The following is a 22,572-nucleotide window of genomic DNA, read 5'->3' as shown; positions in this document are numbered from 1 at the left end:
AGCGTGTGCCGAGGAAAGGACGCGTCACCATGCAGAAGACCGCATCTCCCCGCCCGACCCGTACGGTCGACGCCAACCCGATGGCCTCGCTGGCCGGGCTGCTGCGCGAGTGGCTGCCGCGGCAGCGCTGGTTCGCGGGCAAGGACCGGCCCGTCACGGACCTCGTGCTGCTGTCGATGACGGAGCTGTTCCCGGGCTGTCTGCATCTGCTGGTGCACGCCGGTCACTCGGCGGTGCCCTCGCCCGGCGGCGCACCCCCGGCCGGCGACTGCTACCAACTCCTGCTCGGCGTACGGCAGCAGCTGTCGCCGCGCCTGGGGAAGGCACTCATCGGCCGGGCGGAGGAAGGTCCGCTCGCCGGGCTGACGGTGTTCGACGCGCTTCAGGACCCGCGCTCGGCCCAGCTCCTCCTGGATCGTCTGCGGCACCCCGGGACGGCCGGTCCGCTGCGCTTCGAGGCGGACCCGTCCGTGTCGGTGCCGGCGGGGCTGGTGCCCCGGGTGCTGGACGCCGAACAGTCCAACTCCTCGCTGGTGTACGGCGACTCGTTCATCCTGAAGCTGTTCCGGCGCATCCAGCCCGGCGTCAATCCCGACCTGGAGCTGTCCGGCGCGCTGGCCCAGCAGGGCTGCGGCCGGGTACCGGCCCCGGTGGCCTGGTTCCGGACGACGCATCCCTGGGAGGCGACGCTCGGGGTGCTCCAGCCCTTCCTGCGGGACGCCTCGGACGGCTGGACGCTGGCGCTGGACGCGCTGGCCTCGGGTGACGACTTCACCGCCGAGGCCCGTCAGCTGGGGCGGGCCACGGCCGAGGTGCACCTGGCGCTGGCTTCGGCGTTCCCCTCCGGGGCGCATGCCGAGAATGCCCGTACCGCGGCCGCGATGACCGAGCGCCTGGAGCTCGCGGCACACTTCGTCCCCGCGCTCCAGCCCTACGTCCCCGGCCTGCGCACCGCCTTCGGTGCCCTCGCCGGCTGCGATCCCGGCCCGGCCGCCCAGCGCATCCACGGCGACCTGCACCTCGGTCAGGTGCTGCGGGCCGGCCGGGAGTGGTTCGTCATCGACTTCGAGGGCGAGCCGTCGCGCCCGCTCGCCGAGCGGCGTGGCGTGCACTCCCCGGTGCGGGACATCGCCGGCATGCTGCGCTCCTTCGACTACGCCGCCCGGCAGCGCCGGCCGTGGCGTCCGGAGTGGGCGCGCCGCTGCCGGGAGGCCTACTGCGCGGGCTATGCCGCCCGCGCCGGGTGGGACCCCCGCAAGAAGCACGGCCTGCTCCGTGCCTACGAGACCGACCGTGCCGTGTACGAGGTGCTGTACGAGGCCCGGCACCGCCCCGACTGGTTGCCCGTACCGATGGCGGCGATCGAACGCCTCGCCGTGAGAGGAGCCTGACCCATGGCCCTGCACGAGACCACGCGCCCCGAGTCGGCCGGACCGGCTCGGGCGGTCACCGCGCCCGCCCTCGACCCGGGCGACCGCGATCGCCTGCTGTCGGGCGCCCACCACGATCCGCACGCGCTGCTCGGCGCCCATCCGGTGCCGGGCGGGATCGTCTTCCGGGCGCTGCGCCCGTTCGCGCGGACGGTGAGCGTGCTGGTCGGCGCCGAGCGCACCGCGCTGGTCTCGGAGGGCGGCGGCCTGTTCTCGGCCGTACTGCCGCTGGACGCGATCCCCGCGTACACGCTGCTGGTGTCGTACGCCGAGGACGGGTCCGACGAGCGCGAGGTCCACGACCCGTACCGCTTCCTGCCCGCCCTCGGCGAGTTCGACCTGCACCTGGTCCGCGAGGGCCGGCACGAGGAGCTGTGGAAGGCGCTCGGTGCCGAGCCGATGACCCATCAGGGCGTGGCCGGCACCCGGTTCACCGTGTGGGCGCCGAACGCACAGGGCGTCCGGGTCGCCGGGGACTTCACCTGCTGGGACGGGACGGCGTTCCCGATGCGGTCGCTCGGGGCGTCCGGGGTGTGGGAGCTGTTCCTGCCCGGCATCGGCGAGGGCACCCGGTACAAGTTCGAGATCACCTCCCGGTACGGTCACCGCTTCCTCAAGGCCGACCCGATGGCCCGCCGTGCCGAGGTCCCGCCGGACACGGCGTCGATCGTGCACGCCTCGCACTACGAGTGGGGCGACGGGCACTGGATGGCGCACCGCGGTGACGTGCCGGTGCACCAGGCCCCGTTCTCGGTGTACGAGGTCCATCTCCCGTCCTGGCGGCCGGGGCTGACATACCGCCAGCTCGCCGCCGAGCTGCCCGCGTATGTGAACGAGCTCGGCTTCACCCATGTCGAGTTCATGCCGGTCGCACAGCATCCCTTCGCGGGGTCCTGGGGCTACCAGGTCACCGGCTTCTACGCGCCCACGGCCCGGCTCGGCACGCCCGACGACTTCAAGTTCCTGGTCGACTCCCTGCACCGGGCCGGCATCGGTGTGATCATGGACTGGGTGCCGGCCCACTTCCCCAAGGACGACTGGGCGCTGAGCCGGTTCGACGGGGACCCGCTGTACGAACCCGGGGACGCGCGGCGGGCCGAGCACCCGGACTGGGGGACGTACGAGTTCGACTACGGTCGGACCGAGGTACGCAACTTCCTCGTCGCCAACGCGACGTACTGGTGCGAGGAGTTCCACATCGACGGGCTGCGGGTGGACGCCGTCGCCTCGATGCTCTACCTCGACTACTCACGTGAGCCGGGGCAGTGGGAGCCGAACATGTTCGGCGGCCGGGAGGACCTGGCCGCGAAGGGGTTCCTCCAGGAGATGAACGCGACCGTGTACCGGCGCAACCCCGGGGTCGTCACGATCGCGGAGGAGTCGACCGCGTGGGAGGGGGTGACCCGGCCGACCGACAGCGGCGGGCTGGGCTTCGGGCTGAAGTGGAACATGGGCTGGATGCACGACTCGCTCCAGTACATCGCCAAGGAGCCGGTGCACCGCAAGTACCACCACAACGAGATGACGTTCTCGATGGTGTACGCGTACAGCGAGAACTACGTCCTGCCCATCTCCCACGACGAGGTGGTGCACGGCAAGCAGGCGCTGGTCTCCAAGATGCCCGGCGACTGGTGGCAGCGCCGCGCCAACCACCGCGCCTACCTGGGCTTCATGTGGGCCCACCCGGGCAAGCAACTGCTCTTCATGGGGCAAGAGTTCGCGCAGGGCGCCGAATGGTCGGAGGCGCACGGCCCGGAGTGGTGGCTGATGGACGCCGGGTACGCGTCGGCGGGCGACCATCGGGGAGTGCAGGACCTGGTGGGCGACCTCAACATGCACTACCGGGCCACCCCGGCCCTGTGGGAGCGCGACACCGACCCCGGCGGTTTCCGGTGGGTGCTCGGGGACGCGGCCGAGGACAACGTGTTCGCCTTCCTGCGGTTCGGCGCCGAGGGCACCCCGCTGCTCTCCGTCAGCAACTTCTCCCCCGTGGTCCGCCACGACTACCGTCTCGCCGTCCCGGACCACGTCATCGCCTGGCAGGAGACCCTCAACACCGACGCCGCGCGGTACGGCGGCAGCGATGTGGTCAATGTCGATCCGGTCGCGCCGGTGGACGGGCACATCCACCTGACGCTGCCTCCGCTGGCGACGGTGTGGCTCCAGCCGTACACGATGTGACGGTCGAGTTCTCTGTTCCGGACACCATCCGGTCTCAGCTGGGCTAGATTCGGGCAGCGCCGATAACGGAACTCGTCGGTGACGTCACACCCGGTACACATCTGGAGCAGCGCATGCGCGACCACGGCCTCGCTCCCCCGACCGTCAGGCCCCTGACCGGCGGGCTCGCCGACAGTGTCTTCGAGACGGCGGCCGTCAACCCTACGCTGCCCATGCTCGCGCGCCGCCCCGGCCCCTCCTCCCTCACCTGGGAGGAGGTCACCGCCGTGGAACTGCGCGACGAGGTGACGGAACTGGCCAAGGGTCTGATCGCGTCCGGCATCTCACCCGGCCATCGCGTCGCCATCATGGCGCGCACCCGCTACGAGTGGACGGTGCTCAGCCACGCGCTGTGGGCGGTGGGCGCCGAGGTGGTCCCGATCTACCCGACGTCCTCGCGGGACCAGGTCGAGTGGATCCTGCGGGACGCCGAGTGCGTGGCCGTGGTGGTCGAGGACGAGCAGACGATCATGACGGTCGGCTCGGTGTGCGGGTCGCTGCCGCGGCTGCGCCATGTCTGGCAGCTGGACGCGGGCGGGCTCCAGCAGCTGGTGGAGCGGGGCGAGTTCGTGCCGTTGGCCACGGTGGACTCGCTGCGGCGGATCGTGTTGCCGGACTCCACCGCGGTGGTCGCCTACACGTCGGGCACGACCGGCCGGCCCCTGGGCTGCGCGCTGAGTCACCGAAACCTGGCGAGCTCCTGCGACACACTGCTCGCGGGCTGGGGCCACACGGTGGTGCCACCGGGAGGGCAGGCGAGCGTCCTCGCCTTCCTGCCCCTGTCCCATGTGTACGGCCTTCTGCTTCAGACCCTCTGCATCCGCGGCGGCATGGTGATGGGTCACGAACCCGACCTGCGCGAGGAGGCCCTGTCGGCTGCCCTGCGCACGTTCAGGCCCACCTATTTCTGCGCCGTGCCGTCGATCTTCGAGAAGATCTACAAGAACGCCCTGCGCTTCGCCCAACAGGCCGGCCGGGGTGCGCTGTTCGAGCGGGCCGCCGACACCGCGCGGGACTTCGCGGCGGCGCTGGAGCGGCAGCGGCTGGGCGGCGGACCTGGGCCCGGTTTCGATCTGCGGCTGCAACACGCCCTGTACGAACGGACGGTGTACCGCAAGTTCCGCGCCGCGCTCGGCGGCAGGGTGCTGCTCGGGACGTCCGGCGGCTCGTCCCTGAACCGTGAGCTCTCCCTGTTCTACGAGGGCGCCGGCATCTACGTGAACGACGGGTACGGCCTGACGGAGACCGGCGGCGGGGTCACGGCGCAGCCGTTGGGCCGGGAGATGTCGGGGACGGTCGGGCAGGCCCTGCCGGGCATGGACATCCGGGTGGCCGACGACGGGGAGATCCTGGTCCGCGGGCCGTCGGTGTTCCAGGGCTATGTCCACGACGAGGCGGCGACGCGGGCCGCGCTGCGCGGCGGGTGGCTGGCCACCGGGGATCTGGGGCGGCTGGACTCGGAGGGCTATCTGACGATCACCGGACGGAAGAAGGACGTGATCGTCACGAGCAGCGGCAAGAACGTCTCGCCGGCGCTGCTGGAGCAGCGGCTCAGGATGCATCCGCTGGTGCATCAGGCGGTCGTGGTGGGCGACAACCGGCCCTGTGTCGGGGCGCTGATCACCCTGGACCCCGAGTTCCTGGCCTTCTGGCGGGACTCCCTGGCGGCACGCAGCGACGCGCGCATGCGGGAGGCACGGGAGGAGAACGCGCTGCGGGAGGAGATCTCCCGGGCGGTGGCCGCCGCCAACAGCGCGGTGTCTCGGGCGGAGTCGATCCGGGTGTTCCGGGTGCTGCCGGAGGCGTTCGACATGGCCCGCGGTCTGCTGACGCCGTCGATGAAGCTGCGCCGGGACGAGATCGTGCGGCACTACGCCCTCCAGATCGACGCGATGTACCAGGCCCGGTCGCGCGCGCCGCGGGAGCAGTTGTCGGAGGAGTTCGCGCACTGGGAGGACGCGGACAACGTCTTCCGCTGACCGCGTCTACTCGCCCGTGGTGAGCCGTGCGGTGTTCGACCGCTCCCCGAGGACGAACGCGCGGACCCGGTAGACGGCGTGCCGTTCGTCGGGCAGCGGGACGAAGTCGGTGGCCTCGGTGTTCGAGGGGAGGACGGCGACGGGTTCGTAGCGGTCACCGTCCCGCTCGCGGAGCTCCAGGAGGAAGCCGTCCTCCTGGGAGGAGCGGTCGGTCCAGGTGAACCGGAGGCCGTCCGGCCGGTCGGCCCGGTGGGGACGCAGGGTGGGGCCCCGGTAGGAGCACAGCCGGTAGTAGAAGGTGGTGTGCGGCATGAGGTCGGGGTGCCGGTAGCTCGTCACCTGGGGTGCGAGGTACTTCAGGACGGTGTAGGGGCCGGCCTCCTCGGTGGCGAACTCCAGGACGTGGCCGGCGATCCCGGGCCGCTCGTCCCGCCAGTCCAGGTCGATGTCGGTGGGCGTCGTGAGGGCGCCTCGCAGCGGCTGTTCCGGCTCGGCCGAACAGGCCGGCAGCGCCAGGATCAGCGCTGCCGACACCGCGATGCGCGCCTTCCCTCGCATACGGCGGCCGCTACTTGCGCCAGAAGCGGATGTCGCTCCACTCCACGGTGGCCGTCCCGTTGCCGCTGTTGGTGCGATAGGCGCCGAACTTGTCGTAGAAGCTGCCGCCGGGGCTCGCGTAGGTGTGCTTGAGCGAGCCGTTGATGTAGGTGCGGTGCTCGGCGCCGACCTGGTGCACGGTGTTGACGCGGACCCTCGCTCCGACGGTTCCGGCGTTGGAGAGCGTGGTGCCGCCGTGCACCGCGTACAGCCTGCCGCCGCGTTCGACGGCGAGCATGAAGTAGGGGCCCGAACCGGACTCGTGGAAGGTCTGCTTGAGGCTGATCCGGGTGCCGCTGAGGCTGGTGATGCGGAAGTAGCCCTCGAACTGGCGCGTTCCGCCGGTGTAGGTGGCGTAGCGGCGTTCAGCCCGTTGGTCGCCGCTGGCGGTGGAGCAGGTGAGCCGGAAGGTCAGGCCGTCGATCTGGCCGCAGCCCCGCTCCTGCTCGGTGAAGGTGGGTGACACCGACTGCCAGCCGCCGGGCTCGACTTCGGCCAAGGCGTGCGGGGCGGCGAGCAAGGACGTGGCGCACAGCGCCGTGGTGACGGTGAGGGTGCGCAGGCCTGGGTGCATCCTGCCTCCTGTCGGATGTGGGGGGTGAATCGCGGTGGACCACACCTCACGCAGGTCATATATGTGAACTGTGGTCTCTCATATGGATGAGCGTTACGGACGTTAGGTTCAGACCAACCACCCGTCAAGAGACCGTGCGGACATGTCTTTCACTCCCGAACCGGTGTGCCCGGGCGCCGGTTGGGGCAGGGTGGCTGACGACGGGTTCATCTGCCTGCCGCGCCCGGCTGGCGGAACGACCGGTGGCGCGGTGGGATCGAGGCGTGCGAAGCAGCGATCCAGGGGCAGACGAACGTCGTCGAGGCAGACCACCTGGAGCCGCAGAAGGGATGATCACCGTGACACGACCCAGGATCCTGGTGGTTGGAGCAGGCTTCGCCGGAGTCGGATGCGTGCGCCGGCTGGAACGCAAACTCTCCCCCGACGAGGCCGAGATCACCTTGGTGACACCGTCCTCCTACCAGCTCTATCTGCCGCTGCTGCCCCAGGTCGCCTCCGGCGTCCTGACCCCCCAGTCGATCGCCGTGTCCCTGCGCCGCAGCCGCCGGTACCGCACCCGGATCATCCCGGGCGGCGCCATCGGCGTGGACCTCGCGCGCAAGGTCTGCGTGGTGCGCACCATCACCGACAAGGTCGTCAACGAGCCGTACGACTACATCGTGCTGGCCCCCGGCAGCATCACCCGCACCTTCGACATCCCGGGGCTGACCGACAACGCCTTCGGCATGAAGACGCTCGCGGAGGCCGCCTACCTGCGCGACCACGTCATCTCCCAGCTGGACCTCGCCGACGCCAGCCAGGACCCGGACGAGCGCGCCGCCCGGCTCCAGTTCGTGGTGGTGGGCGGCGGGTACGCCGGCACCGAGACGGCCGCGTGTCTACAGATGCTGACCCACAACGCGGTCAAGCGCTATCCGCGGCTCGACCCGCGTCTGATCAAGTGGCATCTGATCGACATCGCGCCGAAGCTGATGCCCGAGCTCGGCGAGAAGCTCGGCCTGGACGCCCAGGAGATCCTGCGCAAGCGCGGCATCGACATCTCCCTCGGCGTGTCCATCGCGAAGGCCGGCCCCGAGGAGGTCACCTTCACCGACGGCCGGGTGGTGCCCACCCGCACGCTGATCTGGACCGCCGGCGTGGTCGCCAGCCCCCTGATCGGCACGCTGGGCGCGGAGACGGTGCGGGGCCGGCTCGCGGTCACGGCCGAGATGAACCTGCCCGGACACGACGGTGTGTTCGCGCTCGGCGACGCCGCCGCGGTACCGGATATGGCCAAGGACGAGGAGAACGCCGTCTGCCCGCCCACCGCCCAGCACGCGATGCGGCAGGGCAAGGTCGTGGCCGACAACGTCATCTCCGCGTTGCGGGGGCAGCCGATGCGGCCGTACCGGCACAAGGACCTCGGCCTGGTCGTCGACCTCGGCGGGCGCGACGCCGTCTCCAAACCGGTCGGCGTCGAGCTGAAGGGCCTGCCCGCCGTGGCCGTCGCCCGCGGCTACCACTGGTCGGCGCTGCGCACCAACGTCGCCAAGACCCGCGTCATGACGAACTGGCTGCTCAACGCCGTGGCCGGTGACGACTTCGTGCGGACCGGGTTCCTGTCCCGCAGCCCGGCCAAGCTGAAGGACTTCGAGTTCGTCCACGCGTATCTGACACCGGAGCAGCTGCGGGCACAGATCGGCGCGAAGGCCGCGGCTGAAGCCGGCGAGGGGACGGATGGCTGAGGTGACGGCCCCGGCCGCGCCGGGGCTCAGGTCGTGAGCACGAAGAGAGCGGGAGAGAGTACGACGGCGTGAGCGCAGCGGGAGGTCCGGTCCGGCCGCGGTTGCGTGACCGCGTCGCCGCGTCCGACCCCGGGCTGCTGAGGCTGACGGCGGGCCTGCGCACGGCGGGCTCGATCGCGCTCTCCGTCGCCGTGCTCGCCCTGCTGGGCACCGACCTGACCCATCTCGTGGCGGGGGCGCTGGCGGCGATGGTCTCCACCTTCGCCATCCGGGAGAAGCAGCGCGGACGGCAGGCGGTCACGCTGGCCCTGGGTCTCCCGGTGGCGCTGGCCTCCATGACCCTGGCGGCGGCGCTGCACCGCAATGTCATCGCCGGGGACCTGGCCTTCGTCGCGCTCATCTTCTGTGCCGTCTACAGCCGACGGTTCGGCGAGCGGGGCACCACGCTCGGCCTGATCGGCTTCCAGATCTACTTCATGTCGCTCTTCGTCGGCGCCACCGTCAGCGGTCTGCCCGAACTGTTCCGCTCGGTCGCCGTGGCCTTCGGGTGCAGCGCGGTGGTGCGGTTCCTGCTCCTGCCGGAGACGCCGACGGGCGTGCTCCAGCGGCTGCGCGAGGCCTTCCGTGCCCGGCTGGCCCAGCTGCTGTCCGCCCAGTTGGACCTGCTCGACGCCGGTCCCGGGGAAGCGGACCGGGCGCTGGAGCAGGTGCGCGAGGGGACCGCGCGCCTGCATGAGACGGCGCTGCTGATCCAGGGCCGGCTCGACATCGGGGCCGCCGACGAGGCCGAGGCCCGGCTCGTCCAACGGCGCGTCGCGGACGCCGAGATCGCCGCCGAGCGGCTGGGTCTGTCGGTGCTGCGGGCACGCGGCGCCGAGCGGGTGGACACGCTGGCCATGCATCTGCCGGGCGCGCCCGTCCCGTCCGGCGGGCGGCAACCCGTACGGGACGCGGCGAGCGAGACCCTGCGCCGTGACCTCCAGGCGCTGCGCCTGCTCGTTGTGCGCCCCGTCGACCAGGCCGCCGGAGCCTCGGTGGCCCATGTGCGCAACCGGCTGCTCGGCTACCGCGACGAGGAGAACCTGCCCGCCGCCGCACCCCCCGTGCAGGATGTCTTCCGGGCCGTCGGCGAGGCCACGCGTGCCGTGCTCGGGCTGCGTATCGCGCTGGGCGGAGCCCAGGACGAGGCGGACGACTCCCCGGCGACGGCCCGCTCCCGCGAGGAGCTGGACGCGGAGGACGCGGTGCTCGACGCCGAGGAGGAGACCCCCGCCGAGGAGGCCACCGGACTGCGGCGGCCCACCACCCGGGCCGCCGTCCAGGTGGCCGTGGGGTCGGCGCTGGCCATGGTGGGCGGCGAGCTGCTGTCCAGCGACCGCTGGTACTGGGCGGTGCTGACCTGCTGGATCGTCTTCCTCAACACCGCATCCACGGGCGAGATCCTGGTCAAGGGCTACCGCCGGCTGCTCGGTACCGTGCTCGGCGTGCTGGCCGGCATCTTGCTGGCGGGCGCCGTCGGGCAGCACACCTTGACGGCGTTCGCGCTGGTGCTGCTGTTCGTCTTCGCGATGTTCTACTCGGCACCGCTGTCCTACACCCTGATGTCGTTCTTCGTGACCGCGGCCCTGGGCCTGCTGTACACGATGCTGCACACCTACAGCCTCTCGGTGCTCGTGCTGCGCATCGAGGAGACGGCGCTCGGCGCGGCGTGCGGGGTGATCGCGGCGGCCTTCGTGCTGCCGGTGCACACCGACCGCCGCACGAACGAGCTGCTCGCCACCGTGCTGGAGCGGCTCGGCGACGTCACCCGCAGCGCCGTCGACCAGCTGAGCGGCGGGCCGCCCGTCGAGCTGCTCGACGAGGCGCGTGATCTGGACAAGGCGCTGGCCGACCTGCGGGCCGCCACGCAGCCGCTCACGCATCCGGGCACACCGCTGCGGGCCCGCCGGGAGAACGCCCGCTATGTGGTGGCGCTGCTGGAGACGTGCGCGTACCACGCGCGGACCCTGGGGGCGACCGCCGAGCTGCTGCCCACGCACCCCTCGATCGCCGCGGACCCCCGGCTGCGCGGGGCCGCGGGGCGCATCGCGCACAACATCGACGCGATCGCCGCGCATGTGACCGACGAGCACGCCAAGGATGAGATCGAGACCGGCCCCAGCATCGCCTCCCTGCTGGGACCGAGCGGGCCGGGGACCCCGCGCTACGGCCGGATCACCGATCGGGTTCTGCGGCATCTGCAACGCCTGGACGAGGGCGTGACCGGTCTGGCCCGTCCCCTGGGCGTCCCGCTGCGGGCGACGGACGGCTGACCGCACGTCGGGGCGATTACTGGGTACGCGTATCTCATGACCGAAGTCGTGGACTCAGACGAACTGCTGCGGCGGATGCAGCGCGCCAGGGCCTCAGCCCGGCAGGAGGAGCGGACGTGGCGGGCACGGAGCGAGACGCTGAGGTCGACCGACCCGGAGGCGGCCCGTGACGCCGGTGTGCGGACCCTGGCCTACGAGACCGTGATCGCGGTGCTGGACGAGATCCTCACCCCGGGCAGGCACACCGGGCACCCTTGAAACCCGTGGCCGAGTGAAACCGGTCACTTACCCCGCTCTCGGTTACGCGGAACCTCCGAAAATGGTTTACGGTTCATCCATACGTGGTCTCGGGGTAGACAGTGATCGTCCCCCCTGCGCCACCACCTACGGCCCTGGCTGGCCTCCCCCGTCCAGCCAGGGCTTTTTAATGCCCAGGCGGACCCGCCGGGCGGGATTTCCCGAGGGAATCCCCCGCCGCCGAGGTGCTCAGGGCGGCGTCGGGCGCTGAAATGGACGCAGGGAACGCACCGGAACCTCAGTCGTCGGCGAGGAGCCCCGTGTCATGACCAAAGCGATCAAACTGCTCACCGCCCTTCCTCCGCCGCAACGGGGGAAACTGATGTCGCTGGCCCGGGAGGTCTCCTTCCCGGAGGACACCCGGATCTTCGAGGCGGGCGGCACGGCCGACCGCTTCTGGGTCATCCGCTCCGGCGCCGTCTCCCTCGACCAGCGCGTGTCGTCCCTTCAGCGGGTCACCGTGGCGAGCCTCGGCGCGGGCGACCTGCTCGGCTGGTCCTGGCTCTTCCCGCCCTTCGAGTGGGACTTCGGCGCGGAGGCCTTCAGCCAGGTGCGCGCCGACGAGTTCGAGGCGGCGGCGGTGCTGCGGCTGTGCGAGGAGGAGCCCGAACTGGGGATGACCCTGGTGCGCAACATCGCCGAAATCCTCGCGTACCGGCTGGAGATGACCCGGGGCAAGCTGATGGAGCAGTACCGGCAGCACCGGCGCAGTGTGCTCTGAGGGTCAGACGCGGTAGCGCCGCAGGGCGGGCACCGCGGCGGCCAAGCCCAGCATGAGGACGACGACCAGCAGGCCGCCGCCCACCGTCGCCGTGCGCGCGCCGAAGGCGGAGCCCGCCGTGCCGTGCAGGACGTCGGCGAGCCGTGGGCCGCCCGCGACGACGACCGTGAAGACGCCCTGCATCCGACCGCGCATGTCGTCGTCGGCGGCGGACAGCAGGATCGCCCCGCGGAAGACCATGGAGACCATGTCGGCGACGCCGGCGAGGGCCAGGAACGCCACCGCGAGCCACAGACTGTCGCTCAGGCCGAACCCGGTGACGGCGACGCCCCAGGCGACGACCGCGCCGATCACCATCCAGCCGTGCCGACGGGCCCGGGAGAAGGTGCCGGAGAACAGCCCGCCGGCCACGGCGCCGATCGGGATCGCCGCGAACAGCAAGCCGAGGGCGAGCCCTTCGCCGTACGACGCGTAGGTCTGGTTGGCCAGTTGGGGGAAGAGCGCGCGGGGCATGCCGAAGACCATCGCGATGATGTCGGCCAGGAAGGACAGCAACAGCACCTTGTGCAGGGCGATGTAGCGGAAGCCCGCCGCGATCTCCCGGACGCCCGCCCGGCGTCGGACGGTGGCCGCCGACGGCGGCAGGGCGGGCAGCCGCAGGACCGCCCACACCGTGACGCACAGGGCCAGCGCGTCGAGGAGGTACAGCTCGGCCAGGCCGATCACGGGGATGAGGACACCCGCCAGCAGCGGGCCCACCACCTGGCCGGTCTGCATGACGGTCGAGCCGAGCGCGTTGGCGGCGGGCAGTTCGTCGGCCGGCACCAGGCGGGCGATGGAGGCGCTTCGGGCGGGGGCGTTGATCCCCCAGAACGCCTGCTGCACGGCGAGCAGCACCATCAGCACCGGCACCGACTCCAGTCCGGTGACGGCCTGGAGCCAGAACAGCAGCGAGGTCACCGCTATGCCGCCGTTGGTGATCAGCAGCAGCTTGCGGCGGTCCATGGTGTCGGCGATGGCCCCGCCCCACAGCGCGAACACCGCGAGCGGCAGCAGTCCCGCGAGGCTCGCGGCGCCGACCCATGCCGAGGAGCCGGTGATGTCGTAGACCTGCTTGGGCACGGCGACCGCGGTGAGCTGGCTGCCGACGGCGGTGACGATGGTCGAGGACCACAGGCGCCGGTAGGCCGGGCGGCGCAGCGGCCGGGTGTCCATGGCCCAGCGGCGCCAGCCGTGGCGCGCGGGTGCCACCGCGGACGGGGTCTTCTCCTGGGACTCGGTACTGCTCTCGCTGGTGTCCACGCGCTTCCTGGATGCTCGTTACATCTTTCTCGTCGGGGATCACTATGGCAGGACCGGACGGGCGTTCGGACCGGCGTCTCAGCTTCCGGCGATGAGGGAGGCGCCGAGGGCGATCATCGTCGCGGCGATCACTCCGTCGAGCACACGCCAGGCGCCGGGCCTCGCGAGATGGCGGCTCAGCAGCCGCGCCCCGAAGCCGAGCGCGGCGAACCAGCACAGGCTGGCGAGCGCGGCGCCCAGGCCGAACGTCCAGCGCAGCGGTCCGCGGTCGGCGGCGATCGTGCCGAGCAGGAAGACGGTGTCCAGGTAGACGTGCGGGTTGAGCCAGGTCATCGCCAGGCAGGTCAGCACCGCCCGCCGGCGTGATCCCGCCGCGTCGCCGTCCGTCAGCAGCGCACCGGCCGGCTTGAACACCCGCCGTGCGGCGAGGGCGCCGTAGCAGAGCAGGAACGCCCCGCCGATCCAGGCGACCGCGGTCAGCACTCCGGGCCAGGCCACGACCACCGCGCCGACGCCGGCCACGCCCAGGGTGATCAGGAGGGCGTCGGACAGGGCGCAGATGCCGACGACGGCGAGGACCGCGTCACGGCGGATGCCCTGGCGCAGCACGAAGGCGTTCTGGGCGCCGATGGCGACGATCAGGGAGAGGCCGGTGCCGAATCCGGCGGCGGCGGTGGTCAACGCGTTTGTCATGCCATTGACGCTAGGGAAACGATCTCTTGGCGTACAGCTAAAGATTCTTACGTATCCTTAGCTGTCGTGAAGACCGAGCTGACCGAGCTTCCCCTGGACCAGGTGCGGACGCTGCTCGCGGTGGTGGACGAGGGCACCTTCGACGCGGCCGCGGCGGCGCTGCATGTGACGCCGTCGGCGGTGAGCCAGCGGGTGAAGGCGCTGGAGCAGCGCACCGGGCGGGTGCTGCTGGTGCGGACGAAACCGGTGCGGCCGACCGAGTCGGGCGCGGTCGTGGTCCGGTTCGCGCGTCAGCTGGCCCGGCTGGAGCGCGACGCGCGGGCCGAGCTGGGGCTGAGCGCGGAGGGGGAGGCGACCCGGGTGTCGATCGCGGTCAACGCCGACTCGCTGGCGACGTGGTTCATGGCGGCGCTCACCCGGGTTCCCGAGGAGCCGCGGCTCTGTTTCGAGCTGCGCCGTGAGGACGAGAGCCGTACGGCGACGCTGCTGCGGGAGGGGCTGGTGATGGCCGCGGTGACCTCCTCACCGGACGCGGTGGCGGGCTGTTCGGTGCGTCCGCTGGGCCGGATCCGCTATCTGGCGGCCGCGAGCCCGGAGTTCGCCGAGCGGCATCTCGGCGGCTCGCTGGGGGACGCGCTCGCGCGGGCGCCGGTGATGACCTTCGACCGCAGCGACGATCTCCAGGACGCCTTCGTCCGCAGGCTGAGGCACACCCGCACGGGCGCGAGTGCCGTACGGCACCACGTCCCCACCTCGGAGGGCTTCCTGTCGGCCGTGACCGCCGGCCTGGGCTGGGGTCTGATCCCCGAGACGCAGGCGGCACCGCTGCTGGAGGCGGGCCGATTGGTCCGGCTGGCGCCGGACCGGCCGGTGGACGTGCCGCTGTACTGGCAGCAATGGAAGCTGGACTCGCCGGCGCTGGTGGCGGTGACCGAGGCGGTGACGTCGGCGGCGGCGCAGGCGCTGCGCGGCTGAGTCCCGGGGCGGCGCGACGGGACCCGGGCGTCACGGCCCCGACACGGCACGGCGAGGTCAGCAGTCCAGCCGGCCGGCGACGCTGTCCAGCAGCATCTCCAGAGCGGTCGGATAGGCGCTGGTCACCATCCGGGTCGCCAGCAAGGGCGCCGCCTCGGCGATCCGGGGGTGACTGGCGCGGGGCAGCCGGGCATACGTGGAGCGCCACATGTCCTCGTCGGCGCGCAGCGACTCGCTGGGCAGCGCGAGCGACGCCGCGTCGAGCGCCGCGAAGGCCAGGGTCTGGTCGATGAAGGCGTGGTAGACGCGCACGGTGTCCGGCAGCGGGAGTCCGGCGGTGCGCAGGATCTCCAGCACGGCCTCGTCCGCGGCGAGTTCGTTGGCCCGGCCGGTGACCCGGCTGGTGGTCAGCACGGCGGCCTGCGGATGGTCCAGGTACGCGGCATGGATGCGCAGTCCGACGGCGCGCAGGTCCTGTCGCCACTCCCCCGTCGGCCGCCAGCCCTGAAGGGCCTGGCCCATGAGGGCGTCGCCGATGGCGAGGGTCAGGTCGTCCATGCCGCGGAAGTACCGGTACAGCGTGCTCGGGTCGGCGTCCAGGGCCAGCCCGAGGCGGCGGGCGGTGAGTCCGGCGCTGCCGTGTTCGCGCAGCATGCGCAGCGCCGTGTCGACTATCAGCCGCTCGGACAGCACGGTGCCGCTCTTGGTGGGGCGACGCCGACGCCGCTTTTCCTCCGGTACAACCGGTTTCGGCATCGCGTCCTCCATCCTTATGCCAACGCCATTGACCTTATGTGACGGGGCGGCGTTGTATCTCCGGCGGGGCCCCATCACGTCGTAGACCTTCAACCGAGGGAGTCTTGTCATGCGTGTACTGCTCGTGGGCGCCGGCGGGGTGGGTACCGCCGTCACCCGGATCGCCGCCCGGCGTCCGTTCTTCGAGGCGATGGTGGTCGCCGACTACGACACCGCGCGCGCCGAGGGAGCCGTGGCGGCCCTCGGCGGTGACGCCCGGTTCCGGGCGGAGCGCGTCGACGCGAACGACCGGGCGGCGGTGGCCTCGCTGCTGGAGCGGCACGCGTGCGACGTGCTCCTCAACGCCACCGACCCGCGCTTCGTGATGCCGCTGTTCGAGGCCGCGCGCTCGGCCGGGGCCACCTATGTGGACATGGCGATGTCGCTGTCGCGCCCGCATCCGGAGCGGCCGTACGAGGAGTGCGGGGTCAAGCTCGGCGACGGCCAGTTCGAGCAGGCGGCCGACTGGGAGAAGGCGGGCGCGCTGGCGCTGGTCGGCATGGGCGTGGAGCCGGGTCTGTCGGACGTCTTCGCCCGGTACGCGGCCGACGAACTGTTCGACGAGATCGAGGAGATCGGCGTCCGGGACGGAGCGAACCTCACCGTCGACGGCTACGACTTCGCGCCGTCCTTCAGCATCTGGACCACGATCGAGGAGTGCCTCAACCCGCCGGTGGTCTACGAGTCCGGGCGCGGCTGGTTCACCACGGAACCCTTCAGCGAGCCCGAGGTGTTCGACTTCCCCGAGGGCATCGGGCCGGTGGAGTGCGTGAACGTGGAGCACGAGGAGGTGCTGCTGGTCCCCCGCTGGGTCGACGCACGCCGGGTGACGTTCAAGTACGGCCTGGGCGAGGAGTTCATCGGCACCCTGAAGACGCTGCACCTGCTCGGCCTGGACAGCACCGAGCCGGTGACCGTGCCGAGCGCCGACGGGCCGGTGCGGGTCTCGCCCCGGGACGTCGTCGCCGCGTGTCTGCCCGACCCGGCGACGCTGGGCGAGCGGATGCACGGCAAGACCTGCGCGGGCACCTGGGTGCGGGGCGTGAAGGACGGGAAGCCGCGGGAGGTGTACCTGTACCACGTGGTCGACAACCAGTGGTCCATGAAGGAGTACGGCAGCCAGGCCGTGGTGTGGCAGACCGCCGTCAACCCCGTCGTCGCCCTCGAACTCCTCGCCACCGGTGCCTGGTCGGGTGCGGGCGTGCTGGGCCCGGAGGCCTTCCCGGCCCGTCCCTTCCTGGATCTGCTGACCGCCTACGGCTCCCCGTGGGGCATGCGGGAACAGTGACCGGATTCGCCGGGTTTCACTCGCGCATCGACAGGCGACTCGAAAACGAGTAATGCATCCACCGAGGGCATGTCGACGATCGCAGGTGACTTTGATGGACAACTGGCGAAACCACGCCGCCTGCCGCCATGAGGACCCCGACCTCTTCTACCCGATAGGCACGTCCGGACCGACGGTGCTACAGACGGAGCAGGCGAAGGCCGTCTGCCGGCGCTGCTCGGTCCGGGAACAGTGTCTGCGCTGGGCGCTGGAGATGGAGCAGTCCATCGGGATCTGGGGCGGCACGAGCGAGGCCGAGCGAAGGGCGCTGCGGCAGCGGGCCGGATGACCCGTGGATCAACCACTCGCGCCGCTCGGCGAGTTCGTCGGGCATCCCTGAGCCGTTCGGGGGAGGTCAGTGGGCCAACGACTCGGCGTCGCCCATGACGATGACGGGATGCCGCTCGGGATCCAGGGCCAGCAGCAGCCGCCTCATGTGCTCCCGCGCGAGACCGACACAGGCCTGGGTGGGCGCTTCGTGGTCCACGTGGAGCCAGATCCCGCCGCCCCGTCCGATGCCGAGCGGACGGGTCCGGTCCAGCGGCGAAGTGCCGGTCCTGCGGTTGTAGTCGATGGCGATCACATAGTCGAAGGAACCTGCGAGGGGTTCGCCCTCGAAGCCGGTACCACTGGCGGTGAATCCATCGGTGTAGTGGTACGACAGCCTGGTCCCGGGGTCATCGAGCAGGCCGCCGGCGTCCGTCAGGGTGAAGACCCCGATCGGTGAGCGCAGGTCGCCGGCGAGGTGGTGGTCGGTCCAGCCGCGCAGCGCGTTGCGGGCGGCCCAGCTGCCGCCCGCCTTCCAGCCGGTCACCGTGCGCTCGTACAGGACGGCGGTGGAGTGTGAGGAGTTCCGGTCACGTCCGGTCACGACGACGGCCTGCCGGGTCTGCGACGGCACCTTGGCCCAGGTCACCGGGCCCAGTCCGGGCAGCCTGCGCGCAGCGGCCCGGGCGGCGGCTTCGCTGGAGGCTCGGGCGGCGGCTCCGGCGGCGTGGGCGGCCCTGGGGGCGCGGGCGACAGCGGGCTCCCCGTCCGGCGTCGCGGCGGAACCGGCGCCGCAGCCGGTCAGCAGCAAGGAGGCGACCAGCAGTGCGACACGGGACTCTAGCGTGAACATGCATCGACCTTGACCGACACTTGTAAGGAACTTATAAGGATCCGTCGGACTCGGCGGGTCGTCACACGCTTCCGAGGAGCTCGCTCGCGGGCGTGAGCGTCCGAGAAAGGCCCGGTCATGAGCGTTCGAATCCGCCGCGTCTACGAGGCACCCGAATCCGAGGACGGCGTGCGCGTCCTGGTCGACCGGCTGTGGCCGCGGGGGGTGTCGAAGGAGGCCGCCCATGTGGACGAGTGGCCCAAGGGGCTCACCCCGTCGACCGAGCTGCGGCGCTGGTATCACGCCGACGAGGGGTCGTACGAGGAGTTCGCGCGCCGCTACGAGGCGGAGCTGGACGAACCCGAGGCGGCGGAACTCGTCGATCATGTGCGGCAGCTGGCGAGCAAGGGCGGTGTGACGCTGCTGACCGCCTCGAAGCATCCCGAGAAGAGCCACGCCGCCGTGCTGGCCCACCTCCTCGAGGCGTGAGGAGGCGGGCCGCTCGCTGCCGTCAGGCCGTCTGCCGTGCCGCCGCCCGCCCGGCGGCCCGGCCGGAGAACAGACAGCCGCCGAGGAAGGTGCCCTCCAGGGCGTTGTAGCCATGGACGCCACCGCCGCCGAACCCGGCGACCTCGCCCGCAGCGTACAGCCCGTCGACGGGCGTGCCGTCGGCATCGAGGGCGCGGGAGTCGAGGTCCGTCTGGATGCCGCCGAGCGTCTTACGGGTCAGGACGTGCAGCTTGACGCCGATCAGGGGGCCGGCCGCCGGGTCGAGGATGCGGTGCGGGGTGGCCACCCGGCCGAGGCGGTCACCGATGTAGCGGCGGGCGTTGCGGATGCCCTGCACCTGGGCGTCCTTGCTGTAGGGGTTGGCGATCTGTAGGTCGCGGGCCTCTATCTGGCGCCGGATGAACTCCGCGTCGAGGAGCGGCTTGTCCGTCGACTGGTTCATCTTGCCGACCAGTTGCTCCAGATTGGAGGCGGTCACGAAGTCCGCGCCGTTGCGCAGGAACGCCGCCACCGGTCCGGGGGCGCCCTTGCCGAGCACCCTCTCCTTGAGGAACCCGGCGCGGTCCTTGGCGGTGATGTCGGGGTTCTGCTCGGAGCCCGAGAGCGCGAACTCCTTCTCGATGATCTTCTGGGTGAGGATGAACCAGGAATGGTCGTAGCCCGCGATGTCGGCGTCGGTACGCAGGTACTTGAGGGTGCCGAGGGTGTCGTAGCCGGGCAGGCAGGGGTCGGGCAGACGGCGGCCGATGGCGTCGAACCACATGGACGACGGTCCCGGCAGGATGCGGATGCCGTGGCCGGGCCAGATCGGGTCCCAGTTCCGCAGGCCCTCGGTGTAGTGCCACATACGGTCGCGGTTGACCAGCCGTACGCCCGCCCGGTCGCTGATGTCCAGCATCCGCCCGTCGACGTAGGCGGGGACGCCGGTGACCATCTCGGCGGGCGGGGTGCCCAGGCGCTCGGGCCAGTAGCGGCGGACGATCTCGTGGTCGGCGCCGATGCCGCCGCTGGTGACGATGACGGCCTGGGCGGTCAGCTCGAACTCGCCGACGCGGTCGCGGTTGGAGGAGACGCCCCGGGGCGAGTGGTCGTCGGCCAGGACCGTGCCGCGCACGCCGCGCGCGGAGCCGTCCTCGATGACCAGCTCGTCGACCTGGTGCCGGTGGTAGAAGGTGAGCAGCCCGTCGCGCTGGGCCTGCTTGGCGTACCGCACGAACGGCTCCACCACGCCGGTGCCGGTGCCCCAGGCGATGTGGAACCGGGGCACGGAGTTGCCGTGGCCGTCGGCACGCAGGTCGCCGCGCTCGGCCCAGCCGACCGTCGGCAGGAACTTGATGCCGTGCGTGTCCAGCCAGGCCCGCTTCTCGCCGGCCGCGAACTCGACGTACGCGCGCGCCCAGCGCACCGCCCAGGAGTCCTCGTCGTCGATCCGGTCGAACCCGGCGCTGCCCTGCCAGTCGTTCCAGGCCAGGTCGAGGGAGTCCTTGATGCCCAGGCGCCGCTGCTCCGGGGAGTCGACAAGGAACAGCCCGCCGAAGGACCAGAACGCCTGCCCGCCGAGGTTGGCCGCGTTCTCCTGGTCCACCAGTGCGACCCTGCGGCCCCGGCTGGTCAGTTCGCTCGCGGCGACCAGGCCCGCGAGTCCCGCTCCGACGACGATGACGTCGGCATCCATGGCGACCGTCCCTTCCTCAAGTCCTCATCGGGTGGTGTCGCTGCCGTCGGTGAGCAGCGCGGTGAGCAGTTGACCCAGCCATTCCCGGGCGTGCTCGACGTCCTCGTCCAGCAGCAGTTGGGTGGTGACTCCGTCGTAGGCGGCGACGACCGCGTGGGCGGCGCCGTCGATGTCGCCGAGCACAGCGGGCAGTTCGGTGTGGCCCCGCGCGCGGGCGAGCCGTTCGGCGATGGCGCCGCGCAGCCGGGCGCGGTGTTCCAGCAGGGTGTGGGCGACGGCCGGGTGGCGGGCGGCGTGCACCAGGAAGTCGGTCTTGACCAGCAGCCAGTCGCGGTCCAGGAGCAGGACGTCGGTCACCCGGTCCACGGCGGCCGGCACGTCCAGGTCCGGTCCGTCGAGGGCGAGCGCGCCGGACACCTGGTCCGCGATCAGGTCCGCGCGTTGCCGGTAGAGGGCGAAGAACAGCTCGTCCAGGCTGTCGAAGTTGGAGTAGAAGGCGCCCCTGCTGTAGCCGGCCGCCTCGCAGACCTCCTCGATGGAGACGCGGCCGAACCCCTTGGCGGCGAACACGGCGAACGCGGCGTCGAGGAGGTTGGCCCGCGTGCGGACGCGGCGCTTGGTGACGCGCTTGGTCGTTTCCCGCACCGTCATGCCGGCACCTCCGTTCGATACGGGAATGTATCCGATACAGGAATGTATCCATAGGGCCGATCCGAGATTCGTGCGGAACGGACCGCGCATCGCCACGCCGGGTATCGCATCACCTCGAAGGGGAACAGATTTTCGATTAAGGGGTACGCTGGAACCATGGCCACGCACCTCCAGGGCTCCCTGTTCGACCAGACCGACGAGCTGCGGCTCGGTTCCCTCGCCGGGATCCGCCGCACCGGGCTCGCCCATGACGCCTGGATCGACGTCCTGCCCGGCTGGCTCAGCGGGGCGGACGCGCTGTTCGAACAGCTCGCCACCGAGGTCCCGTGGCGTGCCGAGCGACGCACGATGTACGACCACGTCGTCGACGTACCGCGACTGCTCTGCTTCTACGGCGCCGACGACGCGCTGCCGCACCCGGTCCTCACCGAGGCACGGGACACCCTGTCCGCGCACTATGCAGCGGAACTCGGCGAGCCCTTCACCACGGCCGGGCTCTGCTACTACCGCGACGGACGGGACAGCGTCGCCTGGCACGGGGACCGGATCGGGCGGGGTGCCCGCGAGAACACCATGGTCGCGATCCTCTCCGTGGGAGCGCCCCGGGACCTGTTGCTGCGCCCGATGCGGGGCGGCGGCGAGACGATTCGGCGTCCGCTGGGGCACGGCGACCTGATCGTGATGGGTGGCTCCTGCCAAAGGACCTGGGAACACTCGATCCCCAAGACCACACGCGCCGCGGGACCGCGCATCAGCGTGCAGTTCCGTCCGCACGGCGTGCACTGAGGCGGAGAGGCGGCCGCTTCGGGCGCACGCGGGGGCTGCCTCCGGCGGACGGTGCCGGAGGCAGCCCGTTCTCCGGACGGTGCCCCAGGTGCGACGACACACAGGTGATCTGCTTTGCTGTGTCCGACGGGCACGGACCTCACCACGCGGGACGATCATGCGGGCAGATGTGCAGCAAGTCGCGGACGGCATCCATCTGGTGCACGGCAGCAACACGAACTGGGTGATCCTCACCGACGGGGACGCGATCACGCTGATCGACACGGGATACCCCGGGGACCGGGCGAAGCTGCTCGCGTCGCTGGCGGAGGTGGGCGGTTCACCGGAGGCGGTCCAGGCCGTACTGATCACCCACGCGCACACCGACCACCTGGGCAACGCCGAGTACCTGCGCGACAAGTACGGCACGCCGGTCCATCTCCACGAGGCCGAAGTGCCGCACGCCCGGCGTGAGTTCCTGCACCAGGTGAGCGTCGGGACGGTCCTGCGGAACGGCTGGCGTCCCGGTGTGCTGCCCTGGGCGCTGCACGCCGTGCGTTCCGGAGGCACCGCGCACGTTCCGGTGACCTCCCCCGAGCCGTTCCCGTCGGCGGGCCCGCTGGACCTGCCCGGCCGCCCCGTCCCCGTGCACACGCCCGGCCACACCGACGGCCACTGCGCCTACCATCTGCCGGACGCCGGCGTGGTGATCGCGGGCGACGCCCTGGTCAGCGGGCACCCCACCTCGCGGATCAAGGGGCCGCAGCTGCTGCCGGACATGTTCCACCACGAGCGGGCCCGGGCCGTGGCCTCGCTGGCCGTACTCGAAGGACTCAAGGGCGACGTCCTCCTGCCCGGACACGGACCGCTGCACCGGGGCCCGGTGCGGGAAGCGGCTCTTCAGGCACGGGAACGCGCCCTCTAGT

Annotated in this window: 21 protein-coding genes; 13 read left to right on the top strand and 8 right to left on the bottom strand. The window is 71.5% G+C overall.

Going from position 1 to position 22,572, the window contains the following annotated elements:
* Positions 1-29: 29 nt before the first annotated feature.
* From ACIQWG_RS04520 to ACIQWG_RS04510, 3 genes are all read left to right on the top strand, one after another.
* A complete protein-coding gene (locus tag ACIQWG_RS04520; protein ID WP_404090082.1) occupies positions 30-1,391 on the top strand; it encodes a maltokinase in 1,362 nt (453 codons plus the stop codon).
* A 3-nt stretch (positions 1,392-1,394) separates the two neighbouring features.
* Positions 1,395-3,611: a 1,4-alpha-glucan branching enzyme gene (gene glgB / locus ACIQWG_RS04515; RefSeq protein ID WP_404090080.1), complete on the top strand. Its 2,217-nt coding sequence runs from the start codon at positions 1,395-1,397 to the stop codon at positions 3,609-3,611.
* A 113-nt stretch (positions 3,612-3,724) separates the two neighbouring features.
* Positions 3,725-5,629 (top strand): AMP-dependent synthetase/ligase, encoded by a 1,905-nt coding sequence (locus tag ACIQWG_RS04510; protein ID WP_404090078.1) that lies wholly within the window; start codon positions 3,725-3,727, stop codon positions 5,627-5,629.
* 6 nt (positions 5,630-5,635) lie between these two features.
* Here the strand turns inward: ACIQWG_RS04510 and ACIQWG_RS04505 are convergent, their stop codons facing one another.
* Both ACIQWG_RS04505 and ACIQWG_RS04500 read right to left on the bottom strand, forming a co-directional pair.
* Entirely contained in the window at positions 5,636-6,187 is a 552-nt protein-coding gene (locus ACIQWG_RS04505; protein ID WP_404090076.1) for a hypothetical protein, read from the bottom strand.
* 10 nt (positions 6,188-6,197) lie between these two features.
* Positions 6,198-6,800: a hypothetical protein gene (locus ACIQWG_RS04500; RefSeq protein ID WP_404090074.1), complete on the bottom strand. Its 603-nt coding sequence runs from the start codon at positions 6,798-6,800 to the stop codon at positions 6,198-6,200.
* A gap of 329 nt (positions 6,801-7,129) precedes the next feature.
* Between ACIQWG_RS04500 and ACIQWG_RS04495 the strand changes: the two genes are divergently transcribed.
* From ACIQWG_RS04495 to ACIQWG_RS04480, 4 genes are all read left to right on the top strand, one after another.
* Entirely contained in the window at positions 7,130-8,524 is a 1,395-nt protein-coding gene (locus ACIQWG_RS04495; RefSeq protein WP_404090072.1) for an NAD(P)/FAD-dependent oxidoreductase, read from the top strand.
* 68 nt (positions 8,525-8,592) lie between these two features.
* A complete protein-coding gene (locus tag ACIQWG_RS04490) occupies positions 8,593-10,836 on the top strand; it encodes an FUSC family protein (protein WP_404090070.1) in 2,244 nt (747 codons plus the stop codon).
* Positions 10,837-10,872: 36 nt separating this feature from the next.
* Positions 10,873-11,094 (top strand): hypothetical protein, encoded by a 222-nt coding sequence (locus tag ACIQWG_RS04485; RefSeq protein ID WP_404090068.1) that lies wholly within the window; start codon positions 10,873-10,875, stop codon positions 11,092-11,094.
* A gap of 304 nt (positions 11,095-11,398) precedes the next feature.
* A complete protein-coding gene (locus tag ACIQWG_RS04480) occupies positions 11,399-11,854 on the top strand; it encodes a cyclic nucleotide-binding domain-containing protein (RefSeq protein WP_404090066.1) in 456 nt (151 codons plus the stop codon).
* Between the two features lie 3 nt (positions 11,855-11,857).
* On the opposite strand, the gene ACIQWG_RS04475 is transcribed toward ACIQWG_RS04480, so the two are convergent.
* A complete protein-coding gene (locus ACIQWG_RS04475) occupies positions 11,858-13,156 on the bottom strand; it encodes an MFS transporter (protein ID WP_404090064.1) in 1,299 nt (432 codons plus the stop codon).
* 78 nt (positions 13,157-13,234) lie between these two features.
* On the bottom strand, positions 13,235-13,849 hold the full coding sequence (locus ACIQWG_RS04470) for a LysE/ArgO family amino acid transporter (RefSeq protein WP_404090062.1): 615 nt from the start codon (positions 13,847-13,849) through the stop codon (positions 13,235-13,237).
* Between the two features lie 66 nt (positions 13,850-13,915).
* Between ACIQWG_RS04470 and ACIQWG_RS04465 the strand changes: the two genes are divergently transcribed.
* Positions 13,916-14,824, top strand: a complete 909-nt coding sequence (locus tag ACIQWG_RS04465; RefSeq protein WP_404090060.1) for a LysR family transcriptional regulator ArgP — start codon at positions 13,916-13,918, stop codon at positions 14,822-14,824.
* A 57-nt stretch (positions 14,825-14,881) separates the two neighbouring features.
* Here the strand turns inward: ACIQWG_RS04465 and ACIQWG_RS04460 are convergent, their stop codons facing one another.
* Positions 14,882-15,580 (bottom strand): TetR/AcrR family transcriptional regulator, encoded by a 699-nt coding sequence (locus tag ACIQWG_RS04460; protein ID WP_404090058.1) that lies wholly within the window; start codon positions 15,578-15,580, stop codon positions 14,882-14,884.
* Positions 15,581-15,689: 109 nt separating this feature from the next.
* Between ACIQWG_RS04460 and ACIQWG_RS04455 the strand changes: the two genes are divergently transcribed.
* A complete protein-coding gene (locus ACIQWG_RS04455; RefSeq protein ID WP_404090056.1) occupies positions 15,690-16,907 on the top strand; it encodes a saccharopine dehydrogenase family protein in 1,218 nt (405 codons plus the stop codon).
* Between the two features lie 94 nt (positions 16,908-17,001).
* A complete protein-coding gene (locus tag ACIQWG_RS04450) occupies positions 17,002-17,235 on the top strand; it encodes a WhiB family transcriptional regulator (protein ID WP_404090054.1) in 234 nt (77 codons plus the stop codon).
* Between the two features lie 66 nt (positions 17,236-17,301).
* Here ACIQWG_RS04450 and ACIQWG_RS04445 read toward each other — a convergent pair whose 3' ends face one another.
* Complete coding sequence (locus ACIQWG_RS04445) at positions 17,302-18,066, bottom strand: hypothetical protein (protein ID WP_404090053.1); 765 nt, start codon at positions 18,064-18,066, stop codon at positions 17,302-17,304.
* Between the two features lie 117 nt (positions 18,067-18,183).
* Here ACIQWG_RS04445 and ACIQWG_RS04440 point away from each other — a divergent pair, with 117 nt between their 5' ends.
* Complete coding sequence (locus ACIQWG_RS04440) at positions 18,184-18,534, top strand: DUF488 domain-containing protein (protein WP_404090051.1); 351 nt, start codon at positions 18,184-18,186, stop codon at positions 18,532-18,534.
* Between the two features lie 22 nt (positions 18,535-18,556).
* Here the strand turns inward: ACIQWG_RS04440 and ACIQWG_RS04435 are convergent, their stop codons facing one another.
* The gene (locus ACIQWG_RS04435) at positions 18,557-20,230 is read right to left on the bottom strand and encodes an FAD-binding dehydrogenase (RefSeq protein WP_404090049.1); all 1,674 of its coding nucleotides are present in this window, start codon (positions 20,228-20,230) and stop codon (positions 18,557-18,559) included.
* 24 nt (positions 20,231-20,254) lie between these two features.
* Complete coding sequence (locus tag ACIQWG_RS04430) at positions 20,255-20,881, bottom strand: TetR/AcrR family transcriptional regulator (RefSeq protein ID WP_404090047.1); 627 nt, start codon at positions 20,879-20,881, stop codon at positions 20,255-20,257.
* A gap of 156 nt (positions 20,882-21,037) precedes the next feature.
* Between ACIQWG_RS04430 and ACIQWG_RS04425 the strand changes: the two genes are divergently transcribed.
* Complete coding sequence (locus tag ACIQWG_RS04425; protein WP_404090045.1) at positions 21,038-21,667, top strand: alpha-ketoglutarate-dependent dioxygenase AlkB family protein; 630 nt, start codon at positions 21,038-21,040, stop codon at positions 21,665-21,667.
* Positions 21,668-21,824: 157 nt separating this feature from the next.
* Positions 21,825-22,571: an MBL fold metallo-hydrolase gene (locus ACIQWG_RS04420; protein WP_404090043.1), complete on the top strand. Its 747-nt coding sequence runs from the start codon at positions 21,825-21,827 to the stop codon at positions 22,569-22,571.
* Position 22,572: the final 1 nt, after the last annotated feature.

Source organism: Streptomyces sp. NPDC098781, assembly GCF_044759995.1.
Classification (GTDB): domain Bacteria; phylum Actinomycetota; class Actinomycetes; order Streptomycetales; family Streptomycetaceae; genus Streptomyces.
This window is presented reverse-complemented; position numbering and strand designations above follow the sequence as displayed.

What these genes read in the sequence shown, in the direction of transcription:
- ACIQWG_RS04520 (WP_404090082.1), top strand. Translation starts at nt 30, where the DNA reads ATGCAGAAGACCGCATCTCCCCGCCCGACCCGTACGGTCGACGCCAAC.
- glgB (WP_404090080.1), top strand. Translation starts at nt 1,395, where the DNA reads ATGGCCCTGCACGAGACCACGCGCCCCGAGTCGGCCGGACCGGCTCGG.
- ACIQWG_RS04510 (WP_404090078.1), top strand. Translation starts at nt 3,725, where the DNA reads ATGCGCGACCACGGCCTCGCTCCCCCGACCGTCAGGCCCCTGACCGGC.
- ACIQWG_RS04505 (WP_404090076.1), bottom strand. Translation starts at nt 6,187, where the DNA reads ATGCGAGGGAAGGCGCGCATCGCGGTGTCGGCAGCGCTGATCCTGGCG.
- ACIQWG_RS04500 (WP_404090074.1), bottom strand. Translation starts at nt 6,800, where the DNA reads ATGCACCCAGGCCTGCGCACCCTCACCGTCACCACGGCGCTGTGCGCC.
- ACIQWG_RS04495 (WP_404090072.1), top strand. Translation starts at nt 7,130, where the DNA reads ATGATCACCGTGACACGACCCAGGATCCTGGTGGTTGGAGCAGGCTTC.
- ACIQWG_RS04485 (WP_404090068.1), top strand. Translation starts at nt 10,873, where the DNA reads ATGACCGAAGTCGTGGACTCAGACGAACTGCTGCGGCGGATGCAGCGC.
- ACIQWG_RS04480 (WP_404090066.1), top strand. Translation starts at nt 11,399, where the DNA reads ATGACCAAAGCGATCAAACTGCTCACCGCCCTTCCTCCGCCGCAACGG.
- ACIQWG_RS04470 (WP_404090062.1), bottom strand. Translation starts at nt 13,849, where the DNA reads ATGACAAACGCGTTGACCACCGCCGCCGCCGGATTCGGCACCGGCCTC.
- ACIQWG_RS04460 (WP_404090058.1), bottom strand. Translation starts at nt 15,580, where the DNA reads ATGCCGAAACCGGTTGTACCGGAGGAAAAGCGGCGTCGGCGTCGCCCC.
- ACIQWG_RS04455 (WP_404090056.1), top strand. Translation starts at nt 15,690, where the DNA reads ATGCGTGTACTGCTCGTGGGCGCCGGCGGGGTGGGTACCGCCGTCACC.
- ACIQWG_RS04450 (WP_404090054.1), top strand. Translation starts at nt 17,002, where the DNA reads ATGGACAACTGGCGAAACCACGCCGCCTGCCGCCATGAGGACCCCGAC.
- ACIQWG_RS04445 (WP_404090053.1), bottom strand. Translation starts at nt 18,066, where the DNA reads ATGTTCACGCTAGAGTCCCGTGTCGCACTGCTGGTCGCCTCCTTGCTG.
- ACIQWG_RS04440 (WP_404090051.1), top strand. Translation starts at nt 18,184, where the DNA reads ATGAGCGTTCGAATCCGCCGCGTCTACGAGGCACCCGAATCCGAGGAC.
- ACIQWG_RS04435 (WP_404090049.1), bottom strand. Translation starts at nt 20,230, where the DNA reads ATGGATGCCGACGTCATCGTCGTCGGAGCGGGACTCGCGGGCCTGGTC.
- ACIQWG_RS04430 (WP_404090047.1), bottom strand. Translation starts at nt 20,881, where the DNA reads ATGACGGTGCGGGAAACGACCAAGCGCGTCACCAAGCGCCGCGTCCGC.
- ACIQWG_RS04425 (WP_404090045.1), top strand. Translation starts at nt 21,038, where the DNA reads ATGGCCACGCACCTCCAGGGCTCCCTGTTCGACCAGACCGACGAGCTG.
- ACIQWG_RS04420 (WP_404090043.1), top strand. Translation starts at nt 21,825, where the DNA reads ATGCGGGCAGATGTGCAGCAAGTCGCGGACGGCATCCATCTGGTGCAC.